Annotated in this window: 19 protein-coding genes; 11 read left to right on the top strand and 8 right to left on the bottom strand. The window is 62.3% G+C overall.

Features of this window, described 5'->3' with window-relative positions:
- Position 1 precedes the first annotated feature (1 nt).
- The 5 genes from trpD to CYG48_RS07240 are packed head-to-tail and all read left to right on the top strand — an operon-like array spanning position 2 to position 5,014.
- Positions 2-1,018 (top strand): anthranilate phosphoribosyltransferase, encoded by a 1,017-nt coding sequence (trpD, locus tag CYG48_RS07220; RefSeq protein ID WP_118849746.1) that lies wholly within the window; start codon positions 2-4, stop codon positions 1,016-1,018.
- 4 nt (positions 1,019-1,022) lie between these two features.
- Positions 1,023-1,838 carry an indole-3-glycerol phosphate synthase TrpC gene (gene trpC, locus CYG48_RS07225; protein WP_118849747.1) on the top strand — a complete coding sequence of 272 codons (816 nt, stop codon included), beginning with the start codon at positions 1,023-1,025 and terminating at the stop codon, positions 1,836-1,838.
- The gene (gene moaC, locus CYG48_RS07230; protein ID WP_118849748.1) at positions 1,839-2,318 is read left to right on the top strand and encodes a cyclic pyranopterin monophosphate synthase MoaC; all 480 of its coding nucleotides are present in this window, start codon (positions 1,839-1,841) and stop codon (positions 2,316-2,318) included.
- Positions 2,319-2,321: 3 nt separating this feature from the next.
- Entirely contained in the window at positions 2,322-3,548 is a 1,227-nt protein-coding gene (locus tag CYG48_RS07235; protein WP_118849749.1) for a molybdopterin molybdotransferase MoeA, read from the top strand.
- A 41-nt stretch (positions 3,549-3,589) separates the two neighbouring features.
- Positions 3,590-5,014 (top strand): cryptochrome/photolyase family protein, encoded by a 1,425-nt coding sequence (locus CYG48_RS07240; RefSeq protein ID WP_118849750.1) that lies wholly within the window; start codon positions 3,590-3,592, stop codon positions 5,012-5,014.
- Positions 5,015-5,017: 3 nt separating this feature from the next.
- Here CYG48_RS07240 and CYG48_RS07245 read toward each other — a convergent pair whose 3' ends face one another.
- Positions 5,018-5,452 (bottom strand): VOC family protein, encoded by a 435-nt coding sequence (locus CYG48_RS07245; RefSeq protein ID WP_118849751.1) that lies wholly within the window; start codon positions 5,450-5,452, stop codon positions 5,018-5,020.
- A gap of 15 nt (positions 5,453-5,467) precedes the next feature.
- On the bottom strand, positions 5,468-6,679 hold the full coding sequence (locus CYG48_RS07250) for a citrate synthase (RefSeq protein ID WP_199925246.1): 1,212 nt from the start codon (positions 6,677-6,679) through the stop codon (positions 5,468-5,470).
- Positions 6,680-6,753: 74 nt separating this feature from the next.
- Here CYG48_RS07250 and CYG48_RS07255 point away from each other — a divergent pair, with 74 nt between their 5' ends.
- Positions 6,754-7,863 (top strand): citrate synthase/methylcitrate synthase, encoded by a 1,110-nt coding sequence (locus CYG48_RS07255; protein WP_118851536.1) that lies wholly within the window; start codon positions 6,754-6,756, stop codon positions 7,861-7,863.
- A gap of 85 nt (positions 7,864-7,948) precedes the next feature.
- On the opposite strand, the gene dksA is transcribed toward CYG48_RS07255, so the two are convergent.
- A complete protein-coding gene (gene dksA, locus CYG48_RS07260; protein ID WP_118849752.1) occupies positions 7,949-8,368 on the bottom strand; it encodes an RNA polymerase-binding protein DksA in 420 nt (139 codons plus the stop codon).
- Positions 8,369-8,626: 258 nt separating this feature from the next.
- Here dksA and CYG48_RS07265 point away from each other — a divergent pair, with 258 nt between their 5' ends.
- The 4 genes from CYG48_RS07265 (at position 8,627) to CYG48_RS07280 (ending at position 12,374) form a co-directional block, all read left to right on the top strand.
- A complete protein-coding gene (locus CYG48_RS07265) occupies positions 8,627-9,130 on the top strand; it encodes a SixA phosphatase family protein (RefSeq protein WP_118849753.1) in 504 nt (167 codons plus the stop codon).
- A 72-nt stretch (positions 9,131-9,202) separates the two neighbouring features.
- Positions 9,203-10,672: a YcjX family GTP-binding protein gene (locus CYG48_RS07270; RefSeq protein WP_118849754.1), complete on the top strand. Its 1,470-nt coding sequence runs from the start codon at positions 9,203-9,205 to the stop codon at positions 10,670-10,672.
- The gene (locus CYG48_RS07275; RefSeq protein ID WP_118849755.1) at positions 10,669-11,748 is read left to right on the top strand and encodes a YcjF family protein; all 1,080 of its coding nucleotides are present in this window, start codon (positions 10,669-10,671) and stop codon (positions 11,746-11,748) included. The genes CYG48_RS07270 and CYG48_RS07275 overlap by 4 nt, the downstream gene beginning before the upstream one ends.
- Before the next feature lie 71 nt (positions 11,749-11,819).
- Positions 11,820-12,374: a hypothetical protein gene (locus CYG48_RS07280; protein ID WP_118849756.1), complete on the top strand. Its 555-nt coding sequence runs from the start codon at positions 11,820-11,822 to the stop codon at positions 12,372-12,374.
- Positions 12,375-12,389: 15 nt separating this feature from the next.
- Here the strand turns inward: CYG48_RS07280 and folK are convergent, their stop codons facing one another.
- From folK to folP, 3 genes are read right to left on the bottom strand one after another with little or no spacing between them, the layout of a single operon-like run.
- Positions 12,390-12,908, bottom strand: a complete 519-nt coding sequence (folK, locus tag CYG48_RS07285; protein ID WP_245450545.1) for a 2-amino-4-hydroxy-6-hydroxymethyldihydropteridine diphosphokinase — start codon at positions 12,906-12,908, stop codon at positions 12,390-12,392.
- A complete protein-coding gene (gene folB, locus CYG48_RS07290; protein WP_199925247.1) occupies positions 12,901-13,266 on the bottom strand; it encodes a dihydroneopterin aldolase in 366 nt (121 codons plus the stop codon). Before folB ends, folK begins: the two co-directional genes overlap by 8 nt.
- Complete coding sequence (folP, locus tag CYG48_RS07295) at positions 13,266-14,168, bottom strand: dihydropteroate synthase (RefSeq protein WP_199925248.1); 903 nt, start codon at positions 14,166-14,168, stop codon at positions 13,266-13,268. Before folP ends, folB begins: the two co-directional genes overlap by 1 nt.
- Before the next feature lie 88 nt (positions 14,169-14,256).
- Here folP and CYG48_RS07300 point away from each other — a divergent pair, with 88 nt between their 5' ends.
- Complete coding sequence (locus CYG48_RS07300; protein WP_118849759.1) at positions 14,257-14,877, top strand: DUF922 domain-containing Zn-dependent protease; 621 nt, start codon at positions 14,257-14,259, stop codon at positions 14,875-14,877.
- Between the two features lie 381 nt (positions 14,878-15,258).
- Here the strand turns inward: CYG48_RS07300 and CYG48_RS07305 are convergent, their stop codons facing one another.
- Both CYG48_RS07305 and CYG48_RS07310 read right to left on the bottom strand, forming a co-directional pair.
- Positions 15,259-15,579: a 2Fe-2S iron-sulfur cluster-binding protein gene (locus CYG48_RS07305; RefSeq protein WP_118849760.1), complete on the bottom strand. Its 321-nt coding sequence runs from the start codon at positions 15,577-15,579 to the stop codon at positions 15,259-15,261.
- A 124-nt stretch (positions 15,580-15,703) separates the two neighbouring features.
- Positions 15,704-16,084 carry an Hpt domain-containing protein gene (locus CYG48_RS07310; RefSeq protein WP_118851538.1) on the bottom strand — a complete coding sequence of 127 codons (381 nt, stop codon included), beginning with the start codon at positions 16,082-16,084 and terminating at the stop codon, positions 15,704-15,706.
- Positions 16,085-16,322: the final 238 nt, after the last annotated feature.

Consider the following 16,322-nt stretch of genomic DNA (forward strand, 5'->3'; position numbering starts at 1 on the left):
AATGGCAGACCTGAAACCGCTCATAGCAAGGGTCGCGAACGGCGAAAGTCTGTCGCGCGAAGAGGCACAAGCCGCCTTCGATATCCTGATGTCGGGCGAAGCAACGCCATCGCAGATCGGTGGCTTCCTGATGGCCCTGCGGGTACGCGGCGAAACAGTCGCGGAACTGACCGGTGCTGTCGCCACCATGCGCGCGAAGATGTTGCCCGTTGAAGCGCCGGTCGATGCCATCGACATCGTCGGCACCGGCGGCGACGGGCTCGGCACCTACAATATCTCGACGCTCGCTTCGTTGATCGTCGCAGGCTGCAAGGTTCCGGTTGCCAAGCATGGCAACCGGGCGCTGAGCTCCAAATCCGGGACCGCGGACACACTGTCGGTGCTCGGCGTCAACCTGGAGATCGGCCCGCAACTGATCTCGCGCTGCATTCGCGAAGCCGGCATCGGCTTCATGTTTGCCTCAATGCACCATGCCGCCATGCGCCATGTCGGCCCAAGCCGCGTCGAACTCGGCACGCGCACGATCTTTAATCTGCTCGGACCTCTTTCGAACCCGGCCGGCGCTAAGCGACAGTTGCTCGGCGTCTTCTCGCCACGGTGGCTGGAGCCGATCGCCGAGGTATTGCGCGATCTTGGTTCGGAGAACGTCTGGGTCGTCCACGGCGACGGCATGGATGAAATCACCACGACCGGCATCACCCAGGTAACTGCGCTCGAAAATGGCCGCATCCGCTCCTTCGAGCTGACACCGATGGATTTTGGCGTACAGGCCGCGTCGATGGAGGAACTCAAGGGTGGCGACGGAACGGCCAATGCCGCCGCACTGCGGGCCGTCCTTGCTGGTGCCCGCAATGCCTATCGCGACATTTCGCTTTGCAACGCCGCGGCTTCGCTCGTGGTCGCCGGCAAGGCGGAAACCATTATGGACGGAATGACTCTCGCAGCGCAGTCCCTCGACAGCGGCCAGGCGGCCGCTGCGCTGGATCGCCTCGTGGCCGTCTCCAATGACAGGGACTGAGCGGATGGCGGACATCCTCAAGAAGATCGAAGCCTACAAGCGCGAGGAGATCGCAGCCGCCAAGGCGAGTGTGCCGCTTTCAGAACTCAAGGCACGGATTGCCGATCAGCCGGCACCGCGCGGTTTTCGCCGTGCGCTGGAAGGCAGGAAACAGGCCGGCAAGTTTGGCCTGATCGCCGAAATCAAGAAGGCGAGCCCATCCAAGGGCCTGATCCGTCCGGATTTCGATCCGCCGGCGCTGGCCGCGGCTTATGAAGCGGGCGGTGCCGCATGTCTGTCGGTGCTCACCGACACCCCAAGCTTTCAGGGCGCGCCTGAATTCCTGACAGCCGCCCGTACCGCCTGCTCGCTACCGGCGCTACGCAAGGACTTCATGTTCGAGCCGTACCAGGTTTACGAAGCACGCGCCTGGGGCGCTGATTGCATCCTGGTCATCATGGCATCCCTGTCAGACGACGAGGCACTTAGCCTCATCGAGACCACGGCGGAACTCGGCATGGACGCGCTCATCGAAGTCCATGACGAAGAAGAGACTGAACGCGCGTTGAAGCTGCCGGACTCGATGATCGGCATCAACAACCGCAACCTGCGCACCTTCGAACTCAACCTCGAAACCAGCGAACGGCTGGCGCCCATGGTGCCCGCCGGCCGTCTCCTTGTCGGTGAAAGCGGCATCTTCACGCATGCAGACTGCCTGCGGCTGAAGAAGGTCGGCATCGAAACCTTCCTCGTTGGCGAAAGCCTGATGCGCCAGGACGACGTGGCCGCTGCCACCCGCCTGCTGCTGGAAGGTGCTCCCGCGAGCGCGGCGGCGGAATAGATGGCGGAGCTCTCCCATCTCGGCGCCTCGGGTGAGGCGAACATGGTTGATGTCGGCGACAAGGCCGACACCAGTCGTTCGGCAACGGCCGAAGGTTTCGTCCGGATGCGGCCAGAGACGCTCGCGCTGATCCGCGAGGGGAATGCCAAGAAAGGCGACGTGATCGGCACCGCGCGGCTTGCCGGCATCATGGCGGCCAAGAAGACGTCGGATCTCATCCCGCTCTGTCATCCGCTGATGCTGACCAAAGTTGCCGTGGAGATCGCCGAGGATGGGGCGCTTCCGGGTCTGCGTGTGACCGCCATCGCAAAACTCTCAGGCAAGACAGGCGTGGAGATGGAAGCGCTGACCGCCGTCTCCGTCGCCTGCCTGACGATCTACGACATGGCGAAAGCCGCGGACAAGGCCATGGAGATCGGCGGCATCCGCCTGCGTGAAAAGACCGGCGGCAAATCCGGAACCTACCGGCTCGAGGACTGAACCATGGCGCTCCTCCCCGTTCCAGACGCGAAGGCCCGGCTGCTTGATCGGGCACGGCCCCTGGAGCGGACAGAGGTCATCCCTCTCACCGAGGCCAAGGGTCGCGTTCTTGCCGTCGATCTTGCAGCCAGGCTCACCCAGCCGCCGTTTCATGCGTCTGCCATGGATGGTTATGCCTTGCGTGCCACCGATGCCCCGGAGATTGGTTCCGAACTGGCGGTTATCGGCACGGCGTCCGCCGGACACGCCTTTGATGGCGTGGTTGGAGAAAAACAGGCGGTACGGATTTTCACCGGCGCACCGCTGCCGGAGGGCGCGGACTCGATCCTCATCCAGGAAGATGCCGAGGTGCTCGACGGCGGCCGCATCCGCACCAGGTTCGAGGTGACCATTGGGCGCCACGTGCGGCCGCGCGGCCAGGATTTCGCCGAGGGCGACGTCGTCCTGCCGGCGGGAACCGTGATGGACTTTGCGCACATGACGGTTGCCGCCGCCATGAACCACCCGACGCTTTCCGTCTACCGTCGCCCGCGTGTCGCTGTTCTCGCCACTGGCGACGAACTCCTGCCGCCGGGAGCCAACCCCGGCCCGTCGCAGATCATTGCCTCCAACACGTTCGGCATCTCCGCGCTTGTTCGCGACAATGGCGGCGAGATTGTCGACCTTGGCATTGTGAAGGATCGGCAGGAAGACATCGCGGCCGCAATCGACAAGGCGCGTGCCGCCGGCGTTGATGTGCTCGTCACGCTGGGCGGAGCCTCGGTTGGTGACCACGACCTTGTACAGGCAACACTGAAATCCGCCGGCATGGAACTCGATTTCTGGCGCATCGCGATGCGCCCCGGCAAGCCGCTGATGGTTGGTTCCTTAGGCGACATGCATGTGCTGGGCCTGCCTGGCAATCCGGTCGCAAGCCTCGTGACGGGCATGCTGTTCCTGGAACCACTGGTGCGCCAGCTCGCCCGGTGGCCGGAGCGGCAGAGGCTCGTCTCCGGCCTCACTGCCAATCGGCTCTCCGCCAACGACCAGCGGCAGGATTACCTGCGAGCCAAACTTCGGCGCGATGAAGCTGGCGCTCTTGTCGCAGAAGTCTTCAACAAGCAGGATTCCTCGATGATGAAGATCTTTTCGCAGGCTGACGCGTTGATCGTCCGACCGCCGCATGCACCGGAGCTGCCGGCCGGTGCGCCCTGCCAGCTGCTGCTGATTCGGCCCTTCATTCAAACCTGACCGCACCGGACAGCGATCCAGTCGACCAGTGGAGTTGCCGCTTGAACGCCCGTCCCGCAATTCTCTGGTTCCGGAAAGACCTGCGTATTGACGACAATGCTGCGCTTCAGGCCGCGCTGGAGGCCGGCGGGCCGGTGATCCCGGTCTACATTCGCGAGCCGGCGCATGTGAACGTCGGGCCGCTGGGTGCCGCTCAGTCCTGGTGGCTCCATCACTCGCTCATCTCCCTCCGCACCTCACTCAAGTCGCTTGGTAGTGACCTCGTCCTGCGTGCGGGGCCGGCGGAGGATGTACTGCTGGAGCTTGCGCGGCATACGGGCGCCACTACCGTCTTCGTCAACCGCGCCTATGAGCGAAATGATCTCGATCGGGAGATCGCGATTGCCCTGAAGGCCGGCGGCATCGCCATCCAGGCGTTCCACGGACAGTTGCTCCATGAGCCCGGCTCTATCCGCACCGGATCGGGCAGCGCCTTCAAGGTCTTCACGCCCTTCTGGAACGCGATGCAAAAGCGCGGCGAACCCCGCGAACCGGTTCCGGCGCCGAGCGCCATACCGTCGCCAGCCTCGCTCCCCAGGTCGGATAATCTCGAGGACTGGGACCTGCTGCCCAAAGCGCCGAACTGGGCTGCCACCTTCAGCGAACTCTGGACGCCCGGAGAGGCCGGAGCCCGTGCCAAGCTGGAAGAGTTGATCGGGCGCGAGCTGCACGACTACAAAAGAGGCCGCGACTTCCCGGCGGAAACGGTAACTTCTCTCCTGTCAGCACATCTCACTCACGGCGAGATATCCCCGGCGCGGCTCTGGCACGCCACACGCGACCTGCCGCAGAGAGCATCCACGGAGATCACGCACTTCCGCCGCGAGCTTGCCTGGCGCGACTTCTGCTACAGCCTGCTGCGTGATCTCCCGGCGCTCCACGAAGAGAACTGGGACAGCAAGTTCGACCGCTTTCCGTGGCTCTATGATGAGGCTGACTTCACTCGCTGGACGAAGGGCGAGACCGGCTACCCGATCGTTGATGCCGGAATGCGCCAGCTCTGGCGCCACGGCTTCATGCACAACCGCGTGCGGATGATCACCGCGTCTTTCCTGATCAAGGACCTGATGATCGACTGGCGCAGGGGCGAGCGCTGGTTCCGCGACACGCTCGTCGATGCCGATCCGGCCAACAACAGCGCCAACTGGCAGTGGGTCGCCGGTTCTGGCGCCGATGCGTCACCCTTCTTCCGGATCTTCAATCCCGTCCTGCAGGGCGAAAAGTTTGATCCGGATGGCGATTACGTCTGCGCGCATGTGCCCGAACTCGCAAAGCTCGGCCGCAGATATGTCCACAGACCGTTCGAAGCGCCGGAATCGGTCCTGCAAGAAGCCGGCATTGAACTCGGCAAGAACTACCCGAAGCCGATGATCGACCATGGCTTTGCGCGCGACCGGGCGCTCACTGCCTATCGAAGCATCCGCTGACGCTTAGGCCGCGCTCCCATTCCTCGGCTCCGCTTCGATCAGCACCCAGGCATGACCGGCGGGATCAAAGATCGTTGCCACCTGCCGGCCCTGCAGGTCTGTCTGGATGTTGTCGCGCAACATGCCGCCTGCCTCGAAAGCAGCATCCACCACAGCCTCCACATCCGGCACCGTCAACTGAAACATGGCGCTGACAGCCCCGTCCGTTTTTGGGTGGAACGGCCCCTGGTATGACGGCGCGCGTTCGCGTTTCGGGTCGGATCCGCAGACCACGAGACCAATTCGCCCAAGCTGCAGTTCAATCATCATCAGGTGCAGCATCTCGTAGGAATTCGTTTCTTCAGCCCCGAACACCGATTTGTAGAAATTGGCGGTCTGGCGCTCGCGTCCCTGCGCCACGAACAGGCTGAGGCTCAGGCTGAAATTATTTCCGAACATGTGTCTTGTCCATTTTCAACGTGCGGCGGAAGATAGGCGAGAATGGGCCGAAGAGCTACGCCGTGAGCCCACGGTTTCAACATCTTGTTCGTCCGCGCCGGCATATCGGGCTCGCGGCCGGATCAGTTCCCCGCTTTCCACCTGCTCCATGGCATGGGCAAGCCACCCCGTGGTGCGCGCCATCGCAAAAATCACCAGCGGCGCCTCAGGCGGCAGTTCGAAAGCGACCGCAAGGCTCGCCAGCGCGAAATCGATATTGATCGGCTCGCCCAGAAGCTCCTCGCCCGCCTCCGCAAGATCGCGGTAAAGCTTTGGCGCCTCGAACTCCGCCATCAACGCCTTGGCACGGGGATCGCCTTGCGGATAAAGCCGATGCCCGAAGGCACGCAGTAACCCTTCCGATGACAGACCGGTCGAGATTGCCTCACGCACCCCATGGGCCTTCGCCTGCGCCGCCAGCATCGTGACATCACGCCATGCGCCGCCATGGCGGGGGCCCGTCAACGTCGCGAGCCCGGACAGCACTGCGGCCGACAGGGCAGCACCCGATGACGCCGTCACGCGCGCCGCGAAGGCGGACACATTCAGCTCATGCTCGGCCGTTAGGACCAGTGCCTTGCGAATCGGCTCGGCGGCTTGCGGCTTTTCCCAACCTTCCGCGAGGCGCTGGTGCAACGGATCCCGCCAGTCACCTCCTGGTGCCAGCGCTCCCGCAACAGTTGACAGGATCTTGGCCGCTTCGGATCGAAGCACCGCCGGACGACGCCCGAGCGCCGGCAGATCGGTGGTCGCCCGTTTGGCCAGAGCGACAAGCGCCTCCGTCACGCGCGAGGCGTTTCCGCCTGCCTCTGAAGCGCCCTCTGTCAGTTTTGCTGGCCCCGTGTCCCACAACAGACCCGCCGTCTCTTCCAGTGTCAGATGTTGCGCAAGCTCGAGCGCGTCGCGTCCGCGGTAATAAAGCCGCCCGTTCTCGATGGCGGAGATCGTCGTCGGCAGCAGCGGCTCGCCCCAGCGAATCGTTTCCGTGGCCACGGCAGCCGAAGCGCGCTGGCCGGAATGCCGCTCCGCAAGCCGCACCACGTCTTCCGCCTGATACAGGCTGCGCCGCGAATCCGCCGGATCGGCTTTGGCCCGGATGCGACCGCGGCTGACATTGGCGTAAAGCGTTTGCGGCTTGGTGCCGAGCCGCTTCAAAGCTTCCTCTGCGCTGATCCACCCACTCTTCATATTGATCTATCTCATCAAGATTGACGTCAACATTGATAGCTTTGATCATGTTCCCGGTAAAGGAGAACGTGATGATGAAGAATGGTTTGGATGATGTCGTTGCTGCCGAAACGGTGCTCTCGGATGTTGATGGTGAGGCCGGCAGGCTGATCATCCGCGGCGCCTGGCTGGATGACCTCGCGGGATCTGCGACCTTTGAAGATACGGCCTTGCGCTTATGGGACCGGTTCTTTGAAGAACCAATGTCTGCCGTGACGCTCAAGACGGCACTGGGTCGAGCGCGCGTCGAAGTCTTTGCGCATATTGGCGCTGTGGACGAGGCAATATTGAGCCTGCCACCCGTGGACGCTCTGCGCGCACTCCTTGCAAGGCTGCCGGATGGCGATGATCTGCCAACGGCCGTACGTCTTGCCGCGGCAACAGCGGCGTTCCTCCCTGCACTCTTGAGGCTTCAGCAGGACCTGCTGCCTATCGCACCAGATGCGACGCTTTCACAAGCTGCCGATACGCTGAGGATGCTGACGGGCACCACGCCCTCCCCGGCCCAGGTCGCCGCGCTCGATGCCTATCTCGTGACGATCTGCGACCACGGGCTCAATGCCTCGACCTTCACGTCGCGCGTCGTCGCATCCACCGGAGCCGGGCTTGCTTCGGCCGTATTGGCTGCGCTCAGCGCGCTCAAGGGACCACTTCACGGTGGAGCACCCGGACCTGTACTCGATATGCTGGATGAAATCGGGACGGAGTCGAGTGCCGAAACCTGGCTGCGCGAGACGGTCGGCCGCGGCGAGCGGCTGATGGGATTCGGCCACCGGATCTACAAGGTGCGCGACCCACGCGCCGAAGCGCTGAAAGCCGCGCTGCAGCGACTGGCAGAAGAAGGCACGGTCAATCTTTCGCGGGTGAAGCTGGCAGAGGTCGTGGAACGGATGGCTGTCGTGATCCTCAGGGAGCGCAAGCCGGATCGGCGCCTCGACGTCAATGTCGAGTTCTATACGGCGCTGCTTCTCGATGCGCTCGGCTTCCCGCGCGAAAGCTTCACCGGAGTGTTCGCGCTTGGCCGCACGGTCGGCTGGATTGCGCACGCCCGTGAACAGGCAATGAACGGTCGGCTGATCCGCCCCCGTTCGGTCTATGTCGGCCCGCAGCCCGACCAGCAACACTCGCTCCAGCGAGCGATCTAGAGCCGCCTCGGCCTGGAGCACGAACTGCAGGATAAAAGAAAGGCACGGTTTCCCGTGCCTTGAAACTCATGCCATGCTGGGACGATCACTCGTCCCGGTAAACCTTCTCGCGCCGTTCATGACGCTCCTGCGCCTCGATCGACAGGGTTGCGATCGGACGGGCATCCAGGCGCTTGAGGCCGATGGGTTCGCCCGTTTCTTCGCAGTAACCGTAGGTCCCTTCCTCGATACGCTGTAGCGCGGCATCGATTTTCGAAATCAGTTTCCGCTGTCTGTCGCGGGCGCGAAGTTCGATAGCCCTGTCTGTTTCGGAGGAGGCCCGGTCGGCGAGATCGGGATGGTTAGCGCTTTCTTCAGCCAGATGGTCCAGCGTTTCGCGCGCTTCTCTCAGTATGTCATTCTTCCAAGCAATCAGCTTCGCCCGAAAGTACGCCTTCTGATTTGCATTCATGAACTCTTCGTCTTCCGAGAGCACATAATTGCTAAGATCGATCTTCTCACTCAACGCGATTCTCCTGAAGAACATCTCATGCGGCGCCTCTATATCGCATTCGGCCATCGCGATTCAAGCCGTGCACAAACTATTGAGCGCAATTTAAAACTGTCACAAAAATGGGCTAAATGGTGAATTTTTCAGCTTTATTCTTAACGCCTGAACTATAGCACGGCCTGACGCGCCGATCCGCGTCCACTGCCGGTTGACGCCGGGTGGGGCCATAGCTACCTCTGCCTCAGACATTCCTTCCGACCTGGCGCATCACCTATGACCTCCCCTTCTCCGTCCCGTCTCTACCTGTTGCGCCATGCCAAATCGGGGTGGGCGGAGCCCGGACAGAAGGATTTCGACCGCCAGCTCGACGCCCAGGGTTTTGCCGAAGCCGAGCTTGTTGCGGACAAGGCAGCCGACCTTGGTTACCGGCCAGACCGGGTGCTCTGCTCCACCGCCACCCGCTGCCGCCAGACGGCAGATGCCATCCGCCGCGCAACGGACGAAACGATCGAGCCGACCTTTGTCGATGAACTCTACAACGGCTCGTTGTCCACCTATCTGTCCCTGATCGAAAGCCAGCAGGACGCAGGCTCGGTCATGATCATCGGCCATAACCCGACGATGGAAGAACTGCTCGAGGCGCTTGCGGGTCCAACCCAGATGCTGGCGGCAGTTCCCTCGAGTTATCCGCCCGCGGGACTTGCGGTCCTTGACCGGAATACGCAAACATCAGGCGCCGGCACGGACTGGATCCTCACCGATTTCCTTACCCCTTGAGGCATACGGCGTCTTTGCCTCCGGCTCCGGCGATACCTATATTGCCCCGAACACGGAAACCGGAACCTCACCTTGCCGCCTTCGCTCACCAGCTTCACCGACGACGCGCGAATAGCGCTCGACAACCTCACCGATCGTGCAAGCGGGCTGATCCACCCGACGATCAGGCTCGGCGTGACCGGCCTGTCGCGTGCCGGCAAGACCGTCTTCATCTCCTCCCTCGTCCACAATCTGCTGAACGCCGGGCGCCTGCCGCTGCTCGAAGCTTATCGATCGGGCCGCGTGTCCAACGTGAGGCTGGAGCCGCAGCCGGATGATGCGATCCCGCGCTTCCAGTACGAGGATCACATCAATGCGTTGGTCAACGACCGCATCTGGCCCGATTCCACCCGCGCCATCTCTGAGTTGCGCATCACGCTGGACTACGAAAGCGCCAGCGGCTGGGGCCGGATGTTTTCGCGCGGCAAGCTGTCGATCGACATTGTTGATTATCCCGGAGAGTGGCTGCTCGACCTGCCACTGCTTGCGCAGGATTTTCGCCAGTTCAGTGAAAGCACCGTCTCGCTCGCCCAGACCGGCATCCGACAGGAACTGTCGCGGGATTGGCTGCAACTGGCGCAGAGCATCGACCAGGACGCGCCGGCCGACGAGATGACGGCGCGGCGACTTGCGGAAACTTTCGCCGCCTATCTGAAAGCCTGCAAATCGGACGAGCGCTCGCTCTCCACCCTGCCGCCCGGACGTTTCCTGATGCCAGGGGATCTGGAAGGCTCGCCGGCACTCACTTTCGCGCCGCTGCCGAACATGCCTGAAACCAAGGCGCCAAAGGGATCGTTGCGGGCGATGATGGAGCGCCGCTACGACGCCTACAAGAACATCGTCGTGAAGCCATTCTTCCGCGAGCACTTCGCACGACTGGACCGTCAGATCGTGTTGATCGATGCGCTGCAGGCGATCAACCGAGGCCCGGAAGCGGTGCAGGATCTCGAGCGCGCACTGACGGACGTTCTCGCGTGCTTCCGTCCCGGCAGCAACAGCATCCTGTCCGCACTCCTCGGCCGCCGCATCGACAAGGTGCTGGTCGCCGCAACCAAGGCCGACCATCTTCACCACGAAAGCCATGACCGGCTGGAAAAGCTTGCTGGAAGGCTGGTGGATCGCGCCATCGAACGGATCGGCATGGCCGGAGCCGGTATCGAAATGATGGCGATCGCTTCGGTGCGCGCCACCCGCGAGGCGACGGTGAAGGAGGACGGTCAACTGCTCCCCGTCATCGTCGGCACGCCGATGGCTGGCGAGACGATCAACGGCGAACGCTTCGACGGAGAGAGGAAGACGGCCGTCTTTCCGGGAGACCTGCCGGAAGATCCCGAAACGCTGTTCCGCGGCATGGACGCGGCGAGCAATGACCTGCCGGAGGTCAACATCGTGCGCTTCAGGCCGCCGCTCCTGGAGAGGACGGCGACCGGAGCCAAGCTGTCGATCCCGCATATCCGGCTCGATCGCGCCCTGCAGTTCCTTCTGGGAGACCGGCTTGCATGAGACCTCCTGAGTCGCAGAACAACAGGCGGCGCCCCGCGTCATTCGCCGTCGAGGAAGAAGCAACCGCCACCAGCGCGGTCAATGTCCCGGCACGCCGCAGCCCTCGCAGCTTCGATGACGGCATGGTCGCCGTGACGCCGGACGAAGAGGATCCGTTCCTTTCCCCGCCGGAACTGGATACTGACGCCATACCGGTCGCAGAGACCCGCCGACGCAGGAAGTTTTCCTTCGTCAATCTCGCGCTGGCCGCTTTTGGCACCTTCCTGTCGCTGGCATTCGGCTTGTGGGCGGACAGCGTCATCCGCGACCTCTTCGCGCGAGCGGACTGGCTGGGGTACGCAGCACTCGCAGCGCTTGGAATCGGCTTGGTTGCCGTGTTCGTCCTGGTGGCGCGCGAAGTGCTTGGCATCATGCGGCTTTCCGCCGTGCAGACATTGAAGACGCAGGCTGAAGATGCCTTGCTGTCGCCTCGCCCCGCAGCAGCCCGTTCGGTCGTTTCGAGCCTTTATACGATCCTCAGTCACCGCCCGGAGACAGCTAAGGGACGCGCCACGCTCGACGCAACCAAGGACGACATCATCGACGCCCCGCAACTGATCGATCTGGCAGAGCGGGAACTGCTGTCACCGCTCGACCGCAAGGCACGCGCCCTCATCCTGGCATCCTCCAAGCGCGTCTCCATCGTCACTGCCGTCAGCCCGCGCGCCATCGTGGATCTCGCCTATGTGCTGTTTGAAGTCACGCGGCTGGTTCGCGCCATGGCGGAGCTTTACGGCGGCCGTCCCGGCACGCTCGGCCTGATGCGGCTGCTGCGCGACGTGGTGGCGCATCTGGCGGTGACCGGCTCAATTGCGGTTGGCGACGGGCTTGCCCAGCAGGTGCTCGGCCATGGGCTTGCATCGAAACTTTCGAAGCGACTCGGCGAGGGCGTAATCAATGGATTGCTGACCGCCCGGATCGGGATTGCCGCCATGGATCTTTGCCGTCCGCTGCCGTTCCGCGCTGTAAAAAGGCCCGGCATCGGCGATTTCTTGTCCGATATTGCCTCCGTTGGAGGCCGCTCCGACGAGCGATAATTCACTCCGCATTAACCATTCGCGCGTAAATTTAGCGGCAGTTAAAGTTGCCGCTCGTCTGAGGAAAGTTCATGTTTACGCGCTTCTTTTCGCTTCTCGGCGGTATCGCCGTTCTTACCGCTGCGGCACCTTCGGCCATCACCTCACAGGCTGAGGCCGCACCGCGCGACAAGGCGTTTTTCCAGTCCGTAGCGGGTGTCTGGAAGGGTCCGGGCGAGATCGTCGCCGGCAAATACAAGGGCACGAAATTCAGCTGCAACCTCATCGGTGCTCCGCCGGTCGCTGGCGACGTTGGAATCAAGCTCGACGGCACCTGCCGGGTCGGCGTATTCCAGCAGCCGATGTCGGCCACAATCACCCAGAGCGGCAAGGGTTACACCGGCAAGTTTCTCGATGGCGCCGAAGGGAAGGGTCTCGACATCATCTCCGGCTCCGTCAATGGCGACAAGGTCGTCATGGGCATCAACCGCAAGCAGTTGAACGGCGCCATGGTCGCTAGCCTGCGCGGCGAGAACAAGATGAACATCACCATCTCCGTGAAGGTCGACGAGCAAATGATCCCTGTCATCGGCCTGTCGCTCGACCGCGACATGGACTCGATCGCCGTCGGCTCGATCAAGCCTTAAGCTTGAAGAGGAGCGTCACGCGCTCCTCCACCAGTCGGGATCGTTTTCAGCGACCCTGATTCCCGTCACGTCAACCTCTTGCAGCCAGGCGTCGACCGTCCGGCCGTTCAACACCATCTCCGGCGCGATATCAGCGAGAGGCTTGATCACGAAACCGCGCTCCGTCATCCGCGGATGCGGCAGTTCAAGCGTTTGCGTCTTCTGCTCCCGGTTGCCATAGGTCAGGACATCGATATCGATCGTGCGCGGGCCCCAGCGCTCCACGCGGACACGCTTCATGTTCCTCTCGATGGAAAGGCAAAGCTGCAGCAGCGCCTCCGGCTCCAGCACCGTTTCCACCAACGCGCAGCAATTGAAGAAGTCGGCCTGGTCAAGCTTGCCCCATGGCGGTGTTGAATACAGCTTGGAAACGCTGACCAACCGGCAATCGTCGCTACGGTCGATCTGCCGCAGGGCCTCGGCCATGGCCGTTGGCGGGTCGCCGATATTGCCTCCGAGACCGAGCGCCGCGACTTCCCAAGTCCGGTCAGGCAACGTGCTCAACCCGAACCTCCGCATAATCGAGGATGCCGGCGATCGGCACGCTGGGCTTGCGCACCGCAACTTCGACCCGCCTGATCTGCGGCGACCAGGCACACAGCGCCTTGCCGATGTCCTTCGCCAAAGTCTCGATCAGGTTTCGGCGCGTCCCTGTGACGATCTGCTCAACGATGGCATAAGCCTCGCCATAGTGGACCGTGCTTGCGACGCTGTCATTGGTGAGCGCGTCTTCGGCCTCGACCATCATCACCACATCGACAAAAAAACGCTGGCCGAGCCGGGCCTCTTCGTCCAGCACGCCGTGACGCCCGAAGAAGGCACAGTTCTTGAGGGTGATCGTGTAGGTGCCCATCAGTTGCCATCCCCTTCCCCAGTTCCTGCGCCTGCCGCAAGCACGGCATCGGCCATCCGCAGCGCGTCGCGGCTTGATGCAACGTCATGAACCCGGAAGATCGCAGCACCCGCGAGCCGCAGGATCGCCGTGGTTGCCGCGGTGCCGACATCCCGCTCGTCCGCTTTCTCCCGGCCGGTGACCGCGCCGATGAAGCGCTTCCGCGAAGTCCCGGCCAGCAGCGGGAAACCGAGCTCATGCAATTCGGCAAACCGCGCCATCAGGACCAGGTCGTCATGGCCGTCCTTGGCAAAACCAAAGCCGGGATCGAGAACAATCGCTTCTTCTTCGATGCCGGCGCCCCGCGCGATCTCGAGCGATTGCCGCAGGAAGAAGTGTTGGTCTTCGATGTGATCAGCGAGTTTTTCGCGACCGCGACCGGTATGCATGATGCAGACCCCTGCCCCTGCCTTGGCTGCCACATCAGCAATCTCCGGCTCGCGTTGCAAACCATGGACGTCATTGACGATGTGAGCACCGGCAGCGACCGCAAGCCGCGCGGTCTCGGCACGATAGGTGTCGATCGAGATCAGGGCGTCCGTCTCGGCGACGAGCGTTTCGATTACGGGGAGAACACGGTCTTGCTCCTCGGCAGCCGTAACCTCGACAGCGCCCGGCCGTGTCGATTCACCGCCTATATCCAAAATGGCGGCGCCTTCGCGCGCGCAATAGAGCGCATGCGCGACCGCCGTATCGCGTGCGGCATGGCGTCCGCCATCGGAAAACGAGTCTGGCGTGACGTTGATGATGGCCATGAGATGCCCCACCGGCCCAAGCTCCAGACTGCGCCCGTGCGCGAGCTTCCAGAGCCGCGGATGCCAGGGGCTGTTGCTTCCGGATACCACAGGCAGACCATCTTTCATTAGGTAACGCAAAATTTGACGCCTTCGAGTTGCGCTCCGGCTGGCTATGCCCCAAGGTCATCCCAAGTTCAACGTCGCAGGCATTAGAATGTTCTTCAGCCGTAAGGTTTGCCGGGTTTTCGGCACGGTTCTTTTATCCTGCTTCGTATCCTCAACGGCCCTTGCAGCTCCCGTCATTACCAAGACCTATTCCTACTTCAATGTCGGCGGCCTGACTGCTGACGACTTGGACAAGGAACTGGAAAAGCGCGGGCCTTTGACACGATCGACCGGCCACCGGCATCCCGGCGCCACCGAGATCAAGTTCGGCGGCGATGTCACCTATGTCGAGAAGAACGGACGCTGCACGGTCGGCGGCACACGCGTGACGCTGCGCACTCACATCATCCTGCCGCGCTGGACCAACCGCAAGAAGGCGCCTGCCGATCTCGGCTTCATCTGGGATACGCTGTCGTCCGATATCAAGCGCCATGAAGAACGCCACGCGGAGATAGCCCGCACCTACGCCCGCCGCCTTGAGCGTGAATTGCTCGGCCTCAAGCCGACACGAACCTGCCATGCACTGGAAACTGACGTCGCAGACGTCACGCGCCGTGTTCTCGCCAATCACGACCGCGACCAGCAGCGTTTCGACCAGGTCGAGTCGGCCAACTTCGACGAGCGCATGATGCGGCTGCTGCAATACCGCCTGAAGAGCAAACGTCGCTAACCACCGCCAGCCGGTTTACCGCCAATACGGTCGAAGCTTGCGCCAGGCTGACCTGCAGCCTCGTGAATGATGGATAATATATGGTGATGGGCTAATTCACCGTTTTCAGATACAAGCTGAGGCATGGGAAGCGCCCTGAACCACCGATCTGGCGAAGGCGCGAATGGTGAGTTCGCGCGCGAGCGCTGGAGCTTCCGGACCCTGACGAAATCGGTAGCATAGCATACGCGTAAGAACTTCCGTTTGCCGTGTTCTCCCGGCGTGTCCTTGAACCCCAGGTGCCTCCTCCCTTGGCCTGTGGTGATGCGCCCGACTTGCCTCGCTAGCAGCTTAAGCGCAGCGAGGCTTTTTTTGGACAATCACATCAGACGCAAGAGCCGATCAGGCCTGGCGCTCCGGCACATGCACCACGAGCCCGTCGAGCTCCGGCTTCACCTTGATCTGACAGGAAAGCCGCGACGTCGGCTTCACCTCGAATGCGAAGTCAAGCATGTCTTCTTCCATCGGCGCCGGCGGGCCAACCTGTTCGGTCCAGGCGTCATCGACGTAAACATGACAGGTTGCACAAGCGCAGGCCCCGCCGCATTCGGCTTCGATTCCCGGCACGGAGTTGCGCACGGCATTCTCCATTACGGTGGTGCCAGGCTCTGCCTCGAGTTCGAAGCGCGTTCCGTCGAAGGCAACGATTGTCAGTTTCGTCATGTTTCACATCCGGGATATTGAAGATTGCAACCAGAAAATCCGGCGCTGTCTTCCGATATATGCCCGGTGCAGTCAATCATCGAGGGCGTCTTCTGCTACTCCGCTGACGCCGTTGTTATCGAGCCTAGCGGTAAAGCTTCTTGATGAAGTTTTCGGCCTCCACCACGGCAGCACTTACGGCAGCCCGCCGTGCGGCGTCGGACGCATCGAACTCCACGCCTTGCGCCGCCGCTGAAACGCGAAAGGCACCGACAGCATTCGCGGCACCCTTCAGGCGATGCGCGGCCGCAACGACGGCGTCGGCATCAGGTGTCGCCATGTCGTGCAACGCACGACGCGCCTGGCGCGCAAACATCTGGAGGACCTCTACTTCGAGTGCCCGATCACCCATCGTCTGAGTCGCGAGATGCACAAGATCGATCGGGCGCGTCTGCGAGGGACAGGCGCCTCGCCCGTGCTCGGATGCTGATTGTGATGCTTCGAACGCGATACCTGCGGCTGCCATTGCCATAACCCTCTTCCCCGTTGTTATTGTTGGCGTTGTGCAGATTATGCGCAACGGGGCAGTTATCCCGTTAAATTCCGGCACAACCGGGTCCGCAATCTTTCCATATGGTTAATTTTTGTTAAGTTACGGGGAAGTTACGGCTTTTGTGTCTCAGCTTGGTTTAAATCCTGTTAACAAAGCGCGCGCAGGCCGGGCGCCTTAATGAGTGTTAATTGTACGAGATGGCCGAATGTGC

The sequence above is a fragment of the Neorhizobium sp. SOG26 genome, assembly GCF_003491345.1.
Taxonomy (GTDB): domain Bacteria; phylum Pseudomonadota; class Alphaproteobacteria; order Rhizobiales; family Rhizobiaceae; genus Neorhizobium; species Neorhizobium turbinariae.